Raw genomic sequence first — 20372 nt, forward strand, 5'->3', positions numbered from 1 at the left:
TAGTCCCGCAAGGAACGTTAAAATTTGGTTATCATTTACTTTTAATCGCATTTATCAGGCCGCTGAGACATTACTGCTAACATTTTTTATTTTCAACCCCAAAAACAATCTCAACTTTAAATTATAATGTTAAGCTTTACACTTAACAAACAATGACCCAATGCAAATTCTACAATACAGAAAAGTAGCTGCCAGCTGCATACAATGGTTCAAATAGCTCAACCAAAGTGTCATTCTGAAAAAACTCTTGCACTTGCATGGAAAAAGAATCTATATGCGTAATGCAATGTACTGCTAACATTATAGAAATAAGAGAAAGTAATGAACGAATATTCTCTACAATCCCTTCTTGCCTCACACATTTCCGTTGCTCAACAGCTTTACCAGCATGTTGACGAGTTAGATGCTATTCAACAGGCCATCACCAACACTCTTAAAAAAAAAGGGAAAATACTTCTAGCTGGCAATGGAGGAAGTGCCGGAGATGCACAACATATTGCAGCAGAGTTTATAGGAAGATTTAAGACAGAAAGGCGGGCTCTTCCAGCCATAGCCTTAACGACAGACACGTCTATCCTTACAGCTGTAGGTAATGACTATGGTTATGAAGAAATTTTTTCCCGACAAGTGGAAGGACTGTGTCTTTCAGAGGACTGCTTCATAGGTATATCCACCTCAGGTAACAGCCCAAATATTATCAAGGCGTTTAGTAAGGCAAAAGAAATCGGAGCACTAACCATCGGGATAACAGGAGGGACTGGGGGAAAGATGAAAAAAATAAAAGAGTTATGCGATCACATATTTATCGTCCCATCAAACGATACCGCTCGGATTCAAGAAATGCATATATTTGCGGGGCATGCCATATGTGAACTTATAGACAAGAAAACATGGTAAATTTTGGATCTAATCCAACCAGTGGTACCCATTGCACAATACGTAGGCTTGAAAAACATCGTGCGTCAACTTGGTTAATTAATATGAAAAGAACAAGAAAATGATTATACTTATGTCATGCACTAATTCTAAAAATTGATGGGAGCATACTGACCTTAAATTGGCTGAAGGCCAACGCTGTTCTTCAGAGTTTTTTTTTCTTCCTGAATGAAAAAGCCCCCCCAAGCTCATTAATGTCACTCTAAAAAATGTTGAAAGGTTAAAGCCGAAATGCAATGTAATTGACCAGTAAATTTTCTCTCTCAAACCTTGACCATTCACGAAATTTAAAAAAATACTTTCATAACTATTTATGGTTGAACAATGCGCTGCTAAATTTCACAAAATTTAAATTAGGCCACTCGATTTGAACATATAAAAGGTTAACGTACGCCATCTCAGAGTTGCTGAATTAACCTCAACAGTTGAAGACAAACCTTGTGCCTCTAAAAGGTTCTACGATAGATATTTAGCTGTAACCATCTCAATATGATGCGTTAAAATCAGACATGCAAACAGTTGATGTTTGTTCATGACTCCTAGTCCCTCCCCAGCTAGCAAAGAAAAAACAAGGGCGTAAATGGAAATCTACGATCCTTGTTTCGTTTTTTAAGACGATTAATTGTACATAATCTCAATGTGAGGCAACCTATGCCTACTTTCCTGAACCTCACTGGCATCAAAATTCGCAACTTCCCCGATAAAAAAATGTGCCTTAAAACAATCCAGCGCTCACACTAACTAGGTCCCTAGTCGCCTAGAACCAGCAAGAGATATTCCAGAGGCAACGCTCACAGATAATGCTACTCCTATCCTACTCGCCGCTATTCATGTCCAATACACAGTATGCATCTGTGTTAGAATAGTTCTAACCGTGAGTAATTTTTGAATTTAACTTTCTTAACCCCAACATAAGTTATGACCATACAACGATCTGACAACGAATATTTCGATCAACACACCATAAACCATCAGACCAACCCAGAACTGTGTAAGGCTAATAGCCATGGCAAAAATATATCTAAAAATCAAAACAAATTAGACTACTACAAAAAAACAATCACTAGGCTGACATCAATACTGTAAAGCCATCTCTCACTAAAACCTGATTCTAAAAATTTATAAAAGTAACAAATCCCGACACGTAAATGACGTCAAAAGTAATTTCAGCTTGAAATAATTTGTTTTTTAATAGAGGAGTATTCCAAGAATTCGCGTTACTAACTCTACTTATTGTAATTCTGCATTAACAGTTCGTTCACCCTACTGTCGGGTCAATTTCAATAACTATGCTCAAAAAAATTCTTTGTATTGCCTGCTCAGAGGAACGGATAGCACTTTGTCAGTTCACTACGAACTGGCGGGGCTCTCAACTGCTGGATCACCAGATTATTCCAATAAGTAATTTGGATGACCCTCAAAGCTTGGCTAAAGACCTAGCTGCCGCTATTGATCGCCATAACCTTTGGTCAAATCAATACAGGCTCTCTCTCCCTGCACATACTGCTATTCTTCGCAATTGGGATTTTCCATTCAGCACTCCGAAACAACTAGCTCAAGCTCTTGAATTTGAGCTTGAGCAGGAAATTCCTTTCACCTCAGAAGAAGTAATTACAGACCTACAATTTGGTGCGAAAACACCACAGGGGCGCAAAGCTGTATCCGCAACAGTTCATAAAGAATTCCTTTCAGCAATAGTGCAAGAATTACAAACCTGTGGCATTGACCCTCAGCACATAACCATTGATGCATTTTCACTTGCTAAGATAGCAGGAGATATTTGCACAAAGGCACCAACGCTTCTTATAAACATTGATGCTCAAAGCACGCAGTTGGTGTGCCTTGAAAACAATGTTCCATGTGCTGTTTCTCAGATTCCTTACGGCATACAAAACATTAAACAGGCCCTGCAGCTCCAGCTTAGTGCAACCCCAGATGCCATAGAAAGACTCTTATTCTTTTCTGACATATCAACGCTAGACGAAACGGTTCCACTAGACGAACAGACATTTAAAGAAGCGTTAACCTCGCAACTACGACGTCTTGCTAAACAAATTTTATTATGTGCAAATGCAGATATGCCTTCCGCAGATTTCTTATTGATTTGTGGAGATCTTGCACGATTACAAGGGATAGAAAAATTCTTCACAGAAGAGCTTGGTCTTCCAACCACAGCAATTCACAAGCACCCAAATGCTTCCAAATTATTTTCGATCGAAGATAAAACGGATTGGCTTGAGTGTCTGCCAGCGCTTGCCTTGGCACCTGCAAAAAATACAAATTTCCAGCAGCAAAAGACCGTCAACTTCCGAAAAGATGAATTTTCATTTTCAAAAAAACGTGACCCATTAGTCTACATAACTACTTATGCGACTGTCCTTGCATGTATCCTTATGGCTACGTTATCTCTTTCTCTTTTTGCTCAGGGACATCAGAATGACTTACGTGCCGCAGATCTCAACGCTAACCTTAAGAAGACGTTGCAAAAAACGTTACCTAAGGTAAACAAATCGTTCGGCACCATCCAGTACACGAGCATTCTAAAATCACGCCTTGCTCAGCTACATGGCAAATCAAATGCGAACGGCAACAAGACAGAAATTGATTCATTAGATCTGTTATTAGCCTTACATAAAAACACACCGAAATCGCTTGACATTTCCATGGAAGCCATCAGAATTACAGAAAAAAATATCGGACTAGTCGGGACCACTAACAGTTACAACACGCTTGAAAAGTTACGCTCTCATTTAGCAAAGAACTCATATTTTAAAGCTGTAACTATTCGCGGCGCCACAAACCAAAAAAAACAAAAACGCATTCGTTTCGAGTTAGAAATAGAAAAGGCAGGCTAGCATGAGACAGAATCATCGCACACTTATTCTTGGCATCTGCGGTGTTCTTTTGTTGAGCATTCTCCAGTTCATTCTACTACCAGCCATGGACTATAAAGAAGACATGGAGCGACAAGTTATCCGGAACACCAAAGCGATAGGAAAACTTGAGACTCTTACAAAAGAATATTCCCAACAGCTGCAAAAACGCAAAGCACTGTCCAAGGGCTTAGACAAAAACAAAGGGACACTTTTTGCAATTGTTGAAAAAGTTGCCCGTGATTTGCGCATAAACCGCAATATTGATGCAGTGCGCCCCAAAAAGCATGACCTTAAAAACAACCTAATAGAAGAAGAAGTTACGCTTCGATTCAAAGGGTTGTACCAAAGACACCTCGTGAGTTTTCTATATAAAATAGAAAAAAATCTTCAGGGCATCACTGTCAAAAACCTGAACATAAAACAAACAAAAGCAAAGATGCTGGATGTTGACATTGCACTTACTATGGTCACTTCAGTAAAATAGTAGGCCACGCCATGCAGGTATCTCCACAGGAAACGGCACAAGTAAACCCATTTGGGGAACAATTCCGTGCGTTCCAATTTTACCCGTCCGAAAGTCACAAAAAAGTAGTCCACAGAATTACTCGAGGACTTGAATGTAACTGTGGACTTATTTTGCTCACCGGAGAAATTGGCATCGGCAAGACTTCAGTCTGCAGACATATTATGCAGTCCTTCGGGGATAAATATATTTTTGCAGAAAGCGGGAACCCTTTCTTCAAGCCCTCAGAACAGCTCTACAACTTCTGCAAGCAATACGGCATTGATACCACAAGCCGGAACTCCATTAGTGACCTTACTGAGGGGTTGCATGACTTTTTTATGCAGCAGGCTGAAGTAGGTAGAAAGCCTGTTATCATTATTGATGAGAGCCATCTGCTGGGCGAAGAGCATTTTTCTTTACTTTTGGTCTTATACAACATGCGACTTGGCGCCATTCCACTTGTCCAGATCATTCTCATCGGCCAAGTCGAGATTATGGACAGGCTAAAACAGCCGGGATTAGAAGCGCTAAATCAACGAATAGGGGTACGTTGCGAACTGTTTCCAATGAACATGGAAGAAACAGAAAACTATGTGCAATTCAAGCTTGTTAATGCAGATTTTTCAGATATTGCAATCTTCGACAAAAAAGCACTTACCCGAATTTGGAATGTAACAGGTGGACTCCCCCGTCTTATCAACCACATATCGTCTCATGCATTAGACACGATAACGTTTTCCGGAACCTCAAAAATTTCTTCTGCGTTGATAGATAAGGTTGCATCTGACCCTATGTATCAAGGCCTATTTACAATCCGCACAAAAAAACACCATCGTAAGTATGGAATGTTCATTACACTGGCTCTTGTAAGTGCGCTGCTTGGATGGTCGGCATATCAATTAAATGTTTCTGCACTTCTAAAAACGTACGCAAAGCAAACGCTTTTTCAGAAAGAAATTACACAAAGCGAAATAAGCGTTCGTCCAGAAACAAGCTCCAAGACAGCGGCTCCATCATCAGCAGCGCTTTTACCCAAAATTGAAACTAACATTCTGGCAATACTCCCACCACTACCTGAGGCACCGGAGCTTACAGAGCCAGATTCTAATTTCACTAAAGACACTACGGTTGAAAGACAACTGACCATACCAACGAAGAACAGCGCTGTTTCCGTAACTGTCTATGACACCCCCAAAGAAAAAGCTTTTTCTGAAGCGCCTGAAGAGACAAGAACACAACAAGAAGACAACGCTATTATTTCGCAAGCACTAAAAAGCATACAAGTTGAAGCCACATCTAAAGACAATTCTATGCAACTTTCCAATGAGATACTGGACGAACCATCCCATCCTGCACTAGAAGCTTTACAGATTGACGCACTTGCATGGTCAAAAGATCCTTCCACCCGAATGGTGGTTATCGGTAATCAAGTTTTGCATGAAGGAGATCAGGTTGGAAATTTTGTGCTCAAAACTATCGGGCGTGACCACCTCGTCTTCTCATTAAACGGAATAGACTTTAAGAAAAATGGTAGATCGTAAGGGGTACATAATGACTCAGAGTAAAGAAATGAAACAAAAAAAACAGTCAAAAGAAGCAGGCTTCACCTTAATGGAGCTAATGGTAGTTATTGTTATTCTTGGTATCCTTGCTTCTATCGTTGTTCCAAGATTTCTTGATGAGCCGCACAAAGCACGTGTCGTAAAAGTAAAAATGCAAATTCAAGGTTTTTCCACAGCTGCCAAACGCTTCTACCTTGATAACGGCTACTACCCTAGTACCGAACAGGGACTGCAAGCACTTGTAAATAAGCCAACTACAGGACGTGTTCCTAAACAGTTCCCAAAAAATGGCTACATTGGAAAAATACCAAAAGATCCTTGGGATAATGACTATGTTTACATTTCCCCAGGTTCTCACGAATCCTTTGATATTATCTCCTTTGGGGCAGACGGCGAAGAAGGTGGCATAGATGATGGTTCTGACATCCAAAGCTGGAATCTTGAATAAGACTCACGAATCAGGCTTTACCCTATTCGAATTAATTGTAGTTGTTGCCATTCTTGGAATAGTACTTGGACTTACTATTCCAAGCATCAACTTCTCAGATCCTGAACGTGACATGGACACTGTAGTGAGACGGTTAGCTGGGGCAGTTTCAGAAGCTCGTTCACGCGCGCTGCTTAAACGAGAGCCACTCGAATTACACCTTGAGCCTAAACACATATTTCTTGTTCAGCGCAATGGAATGCAACAGCTGGGAAAATCAGCCCTTCCAACTACGGTAACTATTTCCAGTGTAATTGTAGACGAAAAAAATCAGCGCACGCTGTTATTTACCCCAAAGGGTGTAACGCAACCTGCTACAGTTGAGATTAAGTCACAATCAGGAATTCGCACGTTATTCATCAAACCCATTCAAGGCGTTTCGTATTAGAAATTGCTTCAATAGGTTTGGTTGTTTTGTAACCATTTCTAATCAGCCAATGATTGAGTGAGCCACTTATGATTCGTAATACCTTATACACAATACTCATCAGCTTTGTACTACTGACCGGTTGTGCAAAGAAGAATACAGCTACACAGGAAGTGCCAGAGCTTAAGGAAGCAACTACAAAGGCTATAACGTTACAAAAAGAAGGTAGCCTTCAAGAAAGCCTCGTTTGGTACGCTCAAGCTTTGAAGATTAAAGAAACTCCTCAATTACGTAACGGTGCAGGTGCAGCATTACTTTCTTCTGGCGCCACCGAAGCAGCACTAAAAGAATTTGATCGTGCACTTACCTTTACTCCATCCTCACCGGACCTTCTCGCCAACAGAGGTACCGCGTTATACCTTCTTAAAGAATACGATGATGCTCATTCTTCTTTTGACAAAGCGCTTTCATATAATCCATCACACGCCGAAGCTCTTAACGGCAAAGCCCTCGTGCAACTTTACCAGAAGAATTACGAATCAGCACTAGTACTTTTTCTTCAAGCTAGAAAAGCTGCTCCTAAAAACGCCTACATTATATACAACACTGCCATCGCCTTTGAAGCAACAGGACTGTTAGAAGATGCAGAAAAAATATTTACACAGTACATCAAAATGGCTCCTAAAGATGCCAAGGCTTTTAACGGGCGCGGAGTAACGAGATTAAAGTTGGAAAAATATGCTGCATCCGCTCAAGACTTCAACAAAGCAATTGCACTAGACCCAACGGCTGGGAAGTTTTACTATAACAGGGGATTGTTGTGGCAAAAGCAACTAAAGTATCCTGATGCAGTAAAGGATTACACCCGAGCTATTGCATACACTCCTGACAATAGTGCCAGCTATGTAAACAGAGGGGACACCTACTTTTTACTTGATGAAAAAGAAAAAGGATGCAGAGATCTTAAAAAAGCATGCAACATGGGTCTCTGTGAAAAACTTGAGGCCTATAAAAATATAAATACATGTACAGATTAATATAAACAAAAGTAAAGCCGGCTAATGTCGGCTTTACTTTTTTTTTCAGGACGTTACCAATGTAAGCGCACACTAACACAGCGTTCCTATTACAACGCCCTCTTTGCCAAACTATACAATGCCAAAAAAATGACAACTAACATGCTGTCAAAATAGACTTTTTTCCATTATGCCATTGACGAAAAAGCTATCTCAAACTATAAGAACGAGTATTAATTAATGTTACCCGTTAACGGAGGTAGTTGTGAAGTCTAGATTATTAGGAATTCTTTCCTTATTGGTTCTCGTTCTCGCGTTGACCGCGTGTGATGGTTCAAGTGGTAGCAGCAGTAGCAGCAGTAGTGGTGCTAAAGGCGCTGTTGCTGCGGCACCAATGCAATTGGCAAAAGTGTTTGGCCTTTCCGCTGAAGGTGCCGAAGTACTTATTGGCACAACAAACAATCGTGGTGCTTTTACTGCAAACAGCAACACTTCAAAACTGCAGTTCCCAGCAGTTGTTTGGTCTGTTGGTGGTTGGAACGTCAATGACGATCCAACTGACGCAAGCAAAGAATTTAAAGGTACACTTAAAGGCGTAATGGCATCTGCTGACAGTGCTGTTTACCTTACACCTGCAAACTCCCTTGTTGCTGCTTTCTTTGAAAAGTCAGGCAACCTTGCTGAAGCACAGCAACAGGTTGAAAGCTTACTTAAAAATGAAATGGGTCTCAAGATGACAGATCCATTGGGTAACCCTCTTACCGACCTTAACGAATCTGAAATCGTTGCTAAATCCTTGATGCACCTCATTGGCGCTGGTGATGAAAACAACGCCGCATCTATGGAAAAGTTTTCCAAAACAATCAGCGACGTAGCTGAAGCGATGAACACAGGAATGACTTTTACTGAAGTTTTAAAAGTTATGCCAGAAAGTCCGTTCTTCGGTCACACTGACACTCTTTGCAATTGTGTTGAAGATGAAATGGACGCTATCGTTGCAGAAGCCAAAGCTTCTCTTGGTGACTTGGGTGACCTTACTGAACTTGAAGACAATGCTAAAATAACAGATACTTCAACGTACCCTATTGCTTTAGAGTTTGATGGCCTTAGCAGCACTGAAAAAGCATCTGGAACTCAAGGTGCTGTTGTCATTAAAACATTTAAAGCAGTAGTCACCAAAGCTGACGGCAATGCTGTGGTTACCCAGACACTTCATTTAACATCCATCGCTAATGGTGTGTTAAATGATGGTACAGCTGATATGGTAGTTGGCGTAGATTCAGATGTACCAGCAGCTCAGGATGTTACCTTTACAGTTGCTATTCCAGCAGACGCAACCTTCCCGTACACAGCGTCATTCACACTGGAAACTGTTGAAAGCGACGACACTCTGCCAACATTTAGCCGCACATACACTATCACCTTTATTGGTGCAGACGAATTCGCGGTCAAAGAAGTTGCGTACAATGGTGATAAGTTATTTGCTTTTGCTACTCCTAGCACTGATGATGGAAAAATTGCTGAAGGTGCTACCGCATCTATTGCTGCAGATTCTTTTAAGGCAGATGTAGAGCTCGTTAACTCTATTGATGAGTCTTTAGTTGATGGCAATATGGATGTTCGTTTCATCGCGCCAGCAGGTCTTGCTTTCAACGACTCATCTGAAAACTCAGATATCGTAACCGTTGAATCCTTTACCAAATCTGGTACGACCTACACAGCAACTCCTGATGCTGCATACAGCTTCATCGCTAAAGATGATGTGGATGCCGGCTTCAAAACAGTTCGCATTCAGGTTCTTGATCAGGACGGTGAGACAATCGCTCAGACAGCTAAAGACATTGTCTTTGTTCCAGAAGATCAGAAAAAGAACCTTACTCGTGCAAACTTGACCGAAAAAACTATCTCAAATGCAATACCTGCAGTTGGAAAGCTCCCAATTACAGGCATCTCTCTTGATGGTTCCTACAGAACTTGGGAAAAAGAAGCAGATCCAGCAAAAACAACTGGCGGACTCACTTCAATTCCAGCAGATAGCAAAGTAATTCTCATGAGCAAAACTGGTGATAAAGTATTCGTCAATGCAATGAATGAACTCGTTGACCGCATTGATATCACCGTTACTATGAAAGATGACTTTACATTTGAGTCATCGGCCCCATTCGCTTTTGACTACTACTACAACAACGCTAACGATGATATCAAAATGGTATTCATGTTGGATCCGTTAAATGATCCTAACAACAATATCGAATCATCCAACGTTCTCAAGCTTCGTTTTGATCCAGCACCTTAGTCTCTTATAGACTAAAATGCATTCAAGGGCTGTGCCTTACGGCACAGCCCTTTTTTTATTGACCATTCTTACTCATTATAATTAACTATCGCATGCAAGCTCAATCATCACTCTCGTATTTTCCAACTTCTTTTCGCAATATTGCCATTGCGATTTGCCTTGTATTGGCTTTCCAAACGTACCTACATATTGCAAACAGTACAGCATATACTAAATCCAGTTTAAATACGTATGCAGGAGAGCCGTTACTCACAACTCCTGATGGGTATTTTTTCATGCGGTACGCTCGGGAATGGCAACAAGGAAAATACGAAAGTACCCCTGAATTACGGCTTGCACCACGTCCAGCGCATGTTCCGCCATTGTCACTTATTGCTGGAGCAATATCTTCAGCAAGCACCATTTCGCTTGAAAAGGTTGCATTCTACCTCACACCCGTACTCGCATGCACCATTTTTATCATTACAATATGGTCAGGACTTGCCCTTAACTGTGGTGTTCTGCCTGCTGTTGCATGCTCCGCATTCACAGCCGTTTCTCCAGTTTGGTTCGCACGCACGAGGCTTGGGTATTTTGACACAGATAGTCTCAACCTCAGTATTTTTTGGTTAATTGCTCTATGCCTATACAAAGCAGATACTTCCTCAAAAAAAGCATACCCTCTTTGGATGGGGGCAGCAGCACTAAGCACACTACTGCTCCACTACTGGTGGCCACAAGCAGGCTTACCGTTCGCCGGAGTGTGGTGGGGAATCTACGCCGCCAGTATCTGCATTCCGTCTAATAAACGAGCACGAATTTTTAAACTTGTTCTTCTTGCCTGTGGCGCTTTGTTTGTTGGCTGGACTCTCTTTGGAGCGCTTGACCTAATTCCATCCCCATTAAAAGAAATCATGTCCAGCCTGCGCTCACATCTAGCTTTAAGCGCAAAAAAACAAAGCTCAATGTTTACAGGGACTGGCAGCACTATTGCTGAACTTACTCCGCTGACATTTAGCAAGCTGCCATTAAAGCTTGCAGGGCATTGGATCATTCTCTGCGCTATCCCCTTTGGTATAGTCGCAGCATGGCGAAAGAACGCATTATTAGCGTTCTATTTTACTTTACCGTTTCTCTTCTTCATTTTTGCTTCTGTGGCTATAGGGAACAGATTTTTGATGTTTGCCGTACCAGCATTCGGCTTTTTCTATGCAGCATTCCTCGTCGGACTCATAGAATTCGACATTTCAACTAAAATTAATAAATCACCAGCTGTTACAACTAAAATTATTGCCGCTTTATTTCTCTGCCTGCTCATCATTCCGGCAAGTGCTGATGTTAACAGGAAACTTAATCCAACATACAACCATAACGATGCTCTCCTCGCTCAATTAATTGACAAAAATGCATCTACTGATGCTAAAGTTTGGAACTGGTGGAGCCCGGGGTATTTTTTACAATATTACGCACAGCGCCCCACACAAATTGACGGCGGCCTTCAGGCTCCAGAGCGAACATTTATTTCTGCATTACCGTTTGCAACAAGCAGCCCAGTGCTGGCCAGGAACTGGATTAAACTATTTTCTGACAAGCCGTATGCATTACGTAAAATTACAAACTATTTGCATTCAACGCCCAAAGCTGTTGATTTCTTAAAACAGGCTCTCAGTAATCCACAAAGTGTTCCTGAATTAGTACTGCGGTATAAATTGCCAGATACTATTAACTGGCAAAGCTGGTTGTTCCCAAATCCAGAAGTCTACCTTTCGCTCTACAGCGATATGCTTGTAAAAAACACATGGCTTCCAATTGGATTATGGAATCCAAAAACACAACGCTCCCCAAGTGCGCCGATTATTTCAATCCCGCTTCAAAGTGTTCAAGTCGACCAGAAGCAAGGGGTTGTCGCTTTTTCAGCTAAAAAGTATCTCCCCTGCTCTCGAATGTATTACGTGACTCCTTCTTCACTCAGTCATGACAGATTCAAGCACAAAGGATTCGTGAGTATATTTGTGCAGAACAGTGCAGAAGGTTTCGCAATTCAAGAAAAATATTTTAATGCGACAGCATTTAAATTACTTTTTGTTTATCCGTCTAAAACTCCGGGCTTTACGCTTGTAAAGTACAACCCGTTTATTGGAGGAGTATGGCGTGTCAATTAACACAATGAATGACAACAAGATTGCAATCATAATCCCTGCTCACAATGAAGCCACAACAATTACAAATGTTATTTGTACGGTTAAAAAACATACAAATGCTATTGTGATTGTGGTTAATGACGCCAGTACCGATGAAACAAGAATTTTAGCAGAACATGCTGGCGCTACTGTTATTGACCTTCCAGTTCAACTCGGAGCCTGGGGAGCTATGCAAGCCGGAATGCGGTATGCTCAGCAAGAAGAGATAGACATAGTTGTTACCTTTGATGCAGACAACCAACATCCTGCAGAAAGTATCTGCTCATTAGTGAACTGCATTAACGATAACTGTGATGTAGCAATTGGCTCTTGTGTAGGGCGAGGAACAGCTTTACGTCATTTTGCATGGACATTATTTCGCAAATTATCTGGCCTTGAAATTAAAGATCTTACATCTGGATTTCGCGCATATAATCGTAAAAGCTATGCTATACTTACAAGTTCAAAAGCAAGTTTAATTGACTATCAAGACCTCGGCATATTGCTTCTTTTACATAATGCAGGCATGAAGATGTCTGAAATTTCAGTTACTATAAACGAACGGCTGAATGACAAATCCAGAATCTTCAATTCGTGGAACAAGGTTGCAGAATACATGGTGCTTACAACCATTTTAGTACTCTGCCATAAGAGAATAACTCTACCCAAGATACCTACCCAATGATCACCTACAAATTTACGACTCTTGTTCTCGGCCTCGTTACTGCTGGAAGCATATTTTTACTTATTAGAAAGAATATGCTTTATATCCGTTATGCGCTCTGGTGGGTATGCCTTGCTATCATTATATTTACTCTTGGAGCATTCCCTGAATCATCTGACATTTTAGCCAAATACGTAGGTGTAAACTACCCTCCGACACTTATTCTCACGGGCGCAGTCGCTCTCCTCTTTGTAAAAGTGCTTCTTATGGATATTGACCGTTCCCGTCAGGAATCTCGTTTTAGACGTCTTATCCAACGTAACGCCATTCTCGAGACCCAATTAGAAAAAACAAAAGAAAAGCAAGCTGCGCAAGATAGCTAGGCTCATTTCAGAATGAAAAGGACAGCCAGCAATGCCTTCATTTAAATATAAAGCCGTCAACACCTCCGGTCGTAATACGAAAGGTGTTATCGAGGCGGACAACGACACTCACGCCGCGAGAAAACTTCGTAACAAGGGGCTGTATCCTCTCGAAGTGAAGTCTCTTGGAAAACGTAGCCCAAAGAACAAGAAACAAAACTCTTCTTTCAATCTTGATTTTTCACGTTTTTTTCAGCGTATCCCAAAAAGCACTGTTGCCAGTACAATTCGACAACTTGCGACACTTTTGAATGCAGGGCTTCCTCTTGAAGTTTGCTTGAACACCATGATTGAGCAAGGTGGTAAATCTCCAATACGAAGTGTTCTTTCACAAGTTAGAGACAAAATCCGTGAAGGTTCCGGCCTTGCCACTGCGTTTTCCGAATTTCCCCATATATTCACACCTACATTTATCACGATGATCAAGGCTGCCGAGTCTTCTGGCACGCTTGAAATTGTTATGGAACGACTTGCAGAGCATGCGGAGCAGCAAATTGCTCTTAACCGTAAGGTGCAAGGAACATTAGCATACCCTACACTCATGCTTATTGTGGGGCTTGGAGTTGTTGTCTTCTTGCTGACCTTTGTTATTCCTAAAGTTACACAAATTTTTCTAGATCTTGATCGCGCCTTGCCAACACCAACACAAATATTACTCACGATAAGTCATACTCTTCGCTATAACTGGATGTATATTGCAGGAGGTATCGGGCTGTTCGTCACGTCATACAAGCGTTTCATTAACACACCTAAAGGCAAAAAAATCCACCATGCTCAAATCTTGCGGGTACCCATTCTTGGGAGTTTACTTCGTATGATGGTTGTTGGCCGAGTATGCAGAACTCTTGGTATGTTGCTGAAAAACGGCGTAACACTTGTAGAGTCTCTCAAAATCGTCCGAAATGTTGCGGGCAATGTCATTCTTGAACAGAACATCGTAGATATGAACAAGGGTGTACAGGAAGGCAAGAGCCTTGCAGAATTTATGGGACACTCAGAGGTATTTCCAACCACTGCTGTGCAGATGGTAGCAGCAGGTGAAAAAAGTGGGCAACTCGCACACATGTTACTTGTAGTCGCGGATGATTGTGACAATCAGGTAAACGCCAAACTCCAGATGCTAACTTCCCTCATGGAACCAGTCATGATTCTTATTCTGGGCGGCCTTGTTGGGTTTGTTGTTATGGCAATTATTCTGCCTATCTTTGAAATGAGTAGCCTTGTCGGGTAAACAACTTTATGCGAGTCCTTCACATCGGTAAATATTTTCCACCCGCACCGGGTGGTATGGAAAGCTATCTTGGCGAACTCGTATCAGCACTAGAAAAAGAAGGAGTCACATCCTACGTTCTTGCCCACAGATGGGACTCTTCAGAACCGGCGGTGACGCAAATATCAGCCAACGTCACGGTGGAACGAGTACCAACCTACGGACAAGTTTGTTACGTTCCGGTTGCTCCAGCCTTCGTGTTTTACTTGATACGTGCAATTCGGAAATTCAAGCCGGATTGTATTCATATTCATATGCCCAATGCATCTGGATTATGGAACATCCTCACCTCATTCTCACTCCCTATAGTCATACATTGGCACGCAGACACAACCTTCCCGCCAGAAAAGAAGCTCCATAATACTCTGTATGCATTTTATCGTCCCTTCGAGAATATGCTCCTGCGCAAAGCACGGAGCATAATAGCGACCTCAGAAAAATATGCGCAATATAGCCAGTCGCTTTCTGCCTACCAGCATAAATGTCATATTATTCCTTTAGGAATTAATCCGAACATGCTTCCAACACCTTCCAACACGGAAATTGAAAGCTTACGCAAAACGTATTGTAATAACGATGAAACACTGATCATAAGCGTTGGACGTTTTTCTTATTACAAAGGGTTTCATAACCTTGTGGAAGCCATGAAACAGGTACAGAGCGGGCGCCTCGTTATAGTTGGGGACGGAGAAGAATTTAATAACATATCGCAGCAAATAGAGGCGTGCCGTCTTGAAAGTAACGTAACACTGGCTGGCCGCCTAAGCACACAGGAACTTCATACTCTTTTCGCTGCTGCAGATATTTTTTGTCTACCATCAATCGAACGAACTGAAGCATTCGGCATGGTCTTACTTGAGGCGATGCACCACTCTACTCCATGCATCAGCACAGATTTAAAAGGCTCTGCAACAGGCTGGGTCAACGAACATATGAATAGTGGCCTTGTGGTTCCACCTAACAATGTTTCAGAGCTTACAAACGCCATAAACAGCCTTATACACGACACTACACTCAGGGCAGAGCTCGGGGAAAACGCTAACAAGCGCCTTCTCGCCAATTTTCAGATAAGCACAACTGCAAAACAGATTGCAGAGCTGTACAAGAATTCACTTCTCCCCCCTTCATAACTGCGAATATAAAAAAGCTGCGCAACTATATGCTGCGCAGCTTCATAAATATCTTCTCTGTAGTATTTCTACTTCAATGCAAAACGTGGATTCGTTAATGGCCCGTTTATAGCAATTTTCACACGTTTGCCCGCCTTCAATTTCTTCAATGACTTTTTATCAACGAGTGTTTGCACCAATTTGTCAGGCTGTACATAAAGGCTGGTACGAAGTGCAACATTTGAACGGAAGAGATTCTTCAAATTCAGCTTTGCTGTTCCCTGCAATTCACCATTTACGGGCTTTCCTGCTACCTTTACAGATTTAATATTCAGGTTACCGTTGTTGTAGGTCAAGGTACTCGTGAGATCTATTTTATCAAAAACTGAAATTTTTACTAACGGCACAGGATTAGTTACTCGAAGATTTTTCCCAGTAACTTTAAGCGTTCCCCGTCCTTGCTCTATCTTCTGTGGAGAGCCGGAGTATACTAGAAGAACATCGCCAGTTCCTCCAACACGGGGATCAAGCGCTGCGACAAAAGGAATACGCTCTAACGATTGCTGCATTATTTTCAAATCAACATCAATTGTTTCGAAATCAAAAAAAGAGCCTGAAGAAACACCAAGCCTCACTCCCCCACCATACGAAGCAGAGGTAAGACTCAATTCAGCTGTTCCTGTCAGTAACGCAGAAAGCTTTGGTGTAATAACTACTCGTTGCATCTCATACAAAAGATTCTTGCTTTTAGCGTCGCTTATGAGCAACGTTTCCAGCTTCATGCGCGGCGGAAGAAGTGACAGAGAGACGCCTTCTGTCTCTATCTTAACAGCCTTTATACTGCGTACGCCTTCATGAAAAGATGTTTCAAGTACATCTTCAGCAACATGCATACCTAAAAACAGGCTAAAAGTAAGGCAACCAAATAAAACATAGCAAATCACTTTGGTAATACCGCTACGTTCCAATCCTGATCGAATTGAATCAAGCCCCAATGAAAAAAAAGCACTCATGCCGGATAAAAAACGCATACAGTCTCAACAGTTTTTATAAATTGGAAACTCGCAGCACTTCCGCTACAGAAGTGACTCCGCTCAACACTTTCAAGCAACCATCACCTTTCAGCGTGCGCATACCATCTACAATTGATTCACGACGAATTTGATTTGAATCTGCGTTCTTTAAAATCATACTTTTTATTGGATCACTAATCTGCATAATTTCATATACAGCCTGTCGTCCCTTATACCCAGTATCCATGCAGTGTGGACAGCCAGCAGCTCGGTGCAAAGTCTGATTTTCCATTTTACTCGCCATTTCACCACACTCTGCAACAACCTCGGCTGCAGCTGTATATGCCTCTTTACAATGCGGACAAAGAATACGCACAAGACGCTGGGCTACCACCGCTCGCAATACGGATGAAAGCAAAAATGGCTCCACGCCCATATCAATAAGACGTGTCACAGCACTGGCAGCATCGTTTGTATGTAATGTTGAAAAAACCAAATGGCCGGTCAGTGCCGACTGAATAGCAATATCCGCAGTTTCTTTATCGCGGATCTCACCAATAAGAATAACATCAGGATCCTGTCGCACAATAGAGCGCAACCCTGCAGCAAAGGTAAGCCCTGTCTTTTGGTTCACCTGTATCTGGCCGACCCCTTCAAGCTGATATTCAACTGGATCTTCAATGGTCATAATATTCTTATCAGGTGAATTAATGTCACTCAGTGCTGCATAAAGAGAAGTAGTTTTACCACTACCTGTAGGACCAGTTACAAGAATAATACCGTGGGCAATGCGTGTAACTTTTTTCATAATTTCAAGATCAGCAGAACCGAGCCCAAGCTCCGTCAGGTTCAACACACGTGATGTCTTTTCCAACAGACGCATTACCACTCGTTCTCCATGAGATGTCGGTAACGTTGACACACGCAGATCGACCTCACGGCCGCCAAGGATTAGAGCAATACGGCCATCCTGTGGCAGTCTTTTCTCTGCGATATTCAACTTTGCGAGAATCTTAATGCGAGAAACAATTGCTGCACTGAACCGCTTATCAAAACTATGTTTGTTATACAGAACACCATCCAGACGAAAGCGGACACGCAAAAAATCCTTAAAAGGTTCAATATGCACATCACTTGCCCCGGCACGGACTGCTTGCGTTAATACCATGTTAACGAGCTTAATTAATGGTGCATCACTCGTATCATCAAGCAAGTCGTTCAGTGTATCTTCATCAATTTCATCCAACCCAAGGTCATTCGCATCATTCAACACATCACTAACATTGGCATCTTCCTGAAAGTCACCAAAAGCACGGTTGATTAAACCGGTGATCACATTGCGAGGCAAAAGAACAGGTGAAGGAGTTCCGCCACCTAGTAGCAGAGAAAAATCGTTAAGAACCTTCAATGAATACGGATCGGCCATTCCTACAACAACACCCTCTGCCCCTCTAAGCGGAACAATCTGATGTTTTTTTAAATAAGTAATGGTAAAACGGCAAATAAGTTCCGTATCGACCATTTCCTCTGAAACAGCTGCAAGCATTTCCAGCCCATAAAACTCGGCCTGTGCACTTTTAAATTGAATCTCTGTGAGCAATTCATTTTCTAGTACAACTTCTTCAAAAGTTTTTCCTTGCTCAGAAGCTTCTTGATCCAGCCATACAATATCGTCTGCTGTAATAAGGTGCTTTGCTACAAGAGCATGTTCTAGCGTTCTCATAAGCAGCCCTACTGAAGGATAATAGGCGGTAACAGACTTGGATCACTCATCATAGGCAGACCTAAACCATCCTTACCTACGCGGGTCGTATGCACACTCAAACGTTTGTTCTCAGCAAGTTTTTCAGCTTCATCAAAGCTGTTGATGATATGTGGCGTAATAAAAATGTATAAATTACTCTTTGCATTAGTTTTTTTCCTCTGCTTAAACAACCAGCCAAACAAAGGAATATCACCTAACCCTGGAGTCGAACTATTGTTCTTCGTACCATCTTCGCTCAACAAACCTGCAATTACAACAGTTTGACCATCTTTCATACGGATAGTCGTCTCTACCACGCGTTTACGGGTTGTCGGTGCTACAAGGCTCTGTCCATCCCCAACAGCAACGAGCGAGTTAAGCACGCGGCTTACCTCCTGCAATACATCAAGCTGAAGAGTCTGGTTCTGTCCAATTCGCGGTGTAATTTTCAGCTTAACACCAACATCCTTGTAATCAACACTTTGAGTATTAATGGCGGTTGCAGTAGTAACTACAGTTTCTTTCACAAAAGGTATGTTATCAACAACATCTACACGCGCTTCTTCATTATCTAGAGTAAGCAGCTGTGGAGTGGCAAGAATGGTGTAATCGTTGTCACCTTTCACAGCACTCAAGATAGACTGGATACTATATTCTGTCCCGCCAATGGAAAATGCATTTTCTATAATCGCACCAATGGAACCGCCAGCTGGAAAAGCCGGAAAGCCAGTGCCACTTGACGATGGCAGAGAAACGGTACCACCACCTTGGTTAGATGAACCAAAAAGGAACACTTTCCCAGCTTTTTGCCCACCAGCCCAGTTTACACCGAAAGAAAAATTCGAATCACTGGAAGCTTCCATAAGCAAAGCTTCAATGAACACTTGTTTTCGTTCAACATCTAATTTTTCAATGGTCGACTTGAGAATCATAAAGTCATCTGGACGTGCAGTAATCACAAGGCTGTTTGTAGCTTTGTCTGCCACAATTTTTACCTCACGAGAAAGTACTTTCTCTTCCTTTGTATTCCCCTGACGTTCAACTAACGTATTAATAACCTTAGCCACATCTTCTGCTTTAGCATTTTCCAGCGAAATAAAATGAATATCACCCTTGCCGGCCGGAGTAGGGATATCCAATGTTTTAATCATAGTTTTGATAGTCATCATGGTTTCAGGATCAGCAAGAACAAGAACCACGTTTGTTCTCTCGTCTGCTTGCACAAGTGCCATGGCTTTTTTGCCAAATTTTTCCTGCTCTTTAACTTGTGTAGTCAAAATTTTACTCAAGTTCGCTGCCACACTTTTTGAGTCACCAAATTTTAATGGGAACTGCCTAAACTGTGGTGCGTATTGTGATTTATCTATCTCATTAATGACTTTTTGAGCTTCTTGAATACGTGCAAACGGTGCAGTAATAATAAGTGAGTTTGTAGGAGGATACACGGTCACAAGCCCGTTTTTACCTATAAGCTTTGGAATAACCTTTCCAAGCTCTGATGCACTGGAATGCTTCAAAGAGATGAGCAGTGTAACAAGTTCGTCACCTGTAGGTTTGTGCTGTCTTAAAGAAGAGTCTGAGGTAAGGGTAGGAACCCCTTCACTACGCCCAACGGCAAGTGGCATAATCTTATACACTTTTCCACTTGGAACAATCGTGAAGTTGTTTACCTGTAAAACAGATTCAAACACACGATACGCTTCTTCCACGCTTACCTTTGAAGGAGAATAAATAGTTACCCTTCCTCCAACGCGGTTATCGACAATAAAATTTTTTCCGGTCAATTCGCTAATAAATTTAATCAGTACATGAATTTCAACTTTCTTAAAATCCATGCTGATATATGCATGTTGTGATGCACTGCCAGAACAGACTGCGGTACCAGAAAGCATGCAGACAACCAAAACTACGCCAAGTATACGCATCATTTTATTCGCTATCATCAT

Annotated in this window: 16 protein-coding genes; 13 read left to right on the top strand and 3 right to left on the bottom strand. The window is 41.8% G+C overall.

The features are described 5' to 3' along the window. Window positions 1–321 precede the first annotated feature (321 nt). The 13 genes from MKHDV_RS08535 to MKHDV_RS08595 all read left to right on the top strand — a co-directional run bounded on the left by MKHDV_RS08535 (window position 322) and on the right by MKHDV_RS08595 (window position 15690). Entirely contained in the window at window positions 322–897 is a 576-nt protein-coding gene (locus MKHDV_RS08535) for a D-sedoheptulose 7-phosphate isomerase (RefSeq protein WP_160714297.1), read from the top strand. 1328 nt (window positions 898–2225) lie between these two features. Further along, entirely contained in the window at window positions 2226–3791 is a 1566-nt protein-coding gene (locus tag MKHDV_RS08540) for a type II secretion system protein GspL (protein ID WP_160714298.1), read from the top strand. Between the two features lies 1 nt (window position 3792). Beyond that, on the top strand, window positions 3793–4296 hold the full coding sequence (locus MKHDV_RS08545; protein WP_160714300.1) for a hypothetical protein: 504 nt from the start codon (window positions 3793–3795) through the stop codon (window positions 4294–4296). Between the two features lie 11 nt (window positions 4297–4307). Next, on the top strand, window positions 4308–5858 hold the full coding sequence (locus MKHDV_RS08550) for an AAA family ATPase (protein ID WP_160714302.1): 1551 nt from the start codon (window positions 4308–4310) through the stop codon (window positions 5856–5858). Between the two features lie 10 nt (window positions 5859–5868). Continuing rightward, on the top strand, window positions 5869–6327 hold the full coding sequence (gene gspG / locus MKHDV_RS08555) for a type II secretion system major pseudopilin GspG (RefSeq protein ID WP_160714304.1): 459 nt from the start codon (window positions 5869–5871) through the stop codon (window positions 6325–6327). Further along, window positions 6290–6754: a GspH/FimT family pseudopilin gene (locus tag MKHDV_RS08560; RefSeq protein ID WP_160714519.1), complete on the top strand. Its 465-nt coding sequence runs from the start codon at window positions 6290–6292 to the stop codon at window positions 6752–6754. The genes gspG and MKHDV_RS08560 overlap by 38 nt, the downstream gene beginning before the upstream one ends. 68 nt (window positions 6755–6822) lie before the next feature. Then, window positions 6823–7770 carry a tetratricopeptide repeat protein gene (locus MKHDV_RS08565; protein WP_160714306.1) on the top strand — a complete coding sequence of 316 codons (948 nt, stop codon included), beginning with the start codon at window positions 6823–6825 and terminating at the stop codon, window positions 7768–7770. A gap of 244 nt (window positions 7771–8014) precedes the next feature. After that, window positions 8015–10045, top strand: a complete 2031-nt coding sequence (locus MKHDV_RS08570; protein ID WP_160714308.1) for a hypothetical protein — start codon at window positions 8015–8017, stop codon at window positions 10043–10045. Window positions 10046–10320: 275 nt separating this feature from the next. Further along, window positions 10321–12186: an STT3 domain-containing protein gene (locus MKHDV_RS08575; protein ID WP_160714310.1), complete on the top strand. Its 1866-nt coding sequence runs from the start codon at window positions 10321–10323 to the stop codon at window positions 12184–12186. Continuing rightward, window positions 12176–12889, top strand: a complete 714-nt coding sequence (locus MKHDV_RS08580) for a glycosyltransferase family 2 protein (RefSeq protein ID WP_216846894.1) — start codon at window positions 12176–12178, stop codon at window positions 12887–12889. Before MKHDV_RS08575 ends, MKHDV_RS08580 begins: the two co-directional genes overlap by 11 nt. Beyond that, window positions 12886–13251 (top strand): DUF2304 domain-containing protein, encoded by a 366-nt coding sequence (locus MKHDV_RS08585; protein ID WP_160714312.1) that lies wholly within the window; start codon window positions 12886–12888, stop codon window positions 13249–13251. Before MKHDV_RS08580 ends, MKHDV_RS08585 begins: the two co-directional genes overlap by 4 nt. A 31-nt stretch (window positions 13252–13282) precedes the next feature. Further along, the gene (locus MKHDV_RS08590; protein WP_160714314.1) at window positions 13283–14521 is read left to right on the top strand and encodes a type II secretion system F family protein; all 1239 of its coding nucleotides are present in this window, start codon (window positions 13283–13285) and stop codon (window positions 14519–14521) included. An 8-nt stretch (window positions 14522–14529) separates the two neighbouring features. Next, the gene (locus MKHDV_RS08595) at window positions 14530–15690 is read left to right on the top strand and encodes a glycosyltransferase (RefSeq protein WP_160714316.1); all 1161 of its coding nucleotides are present in this window, start codon (window positions 14530–14532) and stop codon (window positions 15688–15690) included. Window positions 15691–15758: 68 nt separating this feature from the next. Here MKHDV_RS08595 and gspN read toward each other — a convergent pair whose 3' ends face one another. From gspN to gspD, 3 genes are read right to left on the bottom strand one after another with little or no spacing between them, the layout of a single operon-like run. After that, window positions 15759–16700, bottom strand: a complete 942-nt coding sequence (gene gspN / locus MKHDV_RS08600) for a type II secretion system protein GspN (protein WP_160714318.1) — start codon at window positions 16698–16700, stop codon at window positions 15759–15761. Between the two features lie 16 nt (window positions 16701–16716). Next, a complete protein-coding gene (gene gspE / locus MKHDV_RS08605; protein WP_160714320.1) occupies window positions 16717–18405 on the bottom strand; it encodes a type II secretion system ATPase GspE in 1689 nt (562 codons plus the stop codon). Between the two features lie 8 nt (window positions 18406–18413). After that, window positions 18414–20372, bottom strand: coding sequence for a type II secretion system secretin GspD (gene gspD / locus MKHDV_RS08610; protein ID WP_254060441.1), 1959 nt, complete (start codon window positions 20370–20372; stop codon window positions 18414–18416).

This window comes from Halodesulfovibrio sp. MK-HDV, assembly GCF_009914765.1.
Taxonomy (GTDB): Bacteria; Desulfobacterota; Desulfovibrionia; order Desulfovibrionales; family Desulfovibrionaceae; genus Halodesulfovibrio.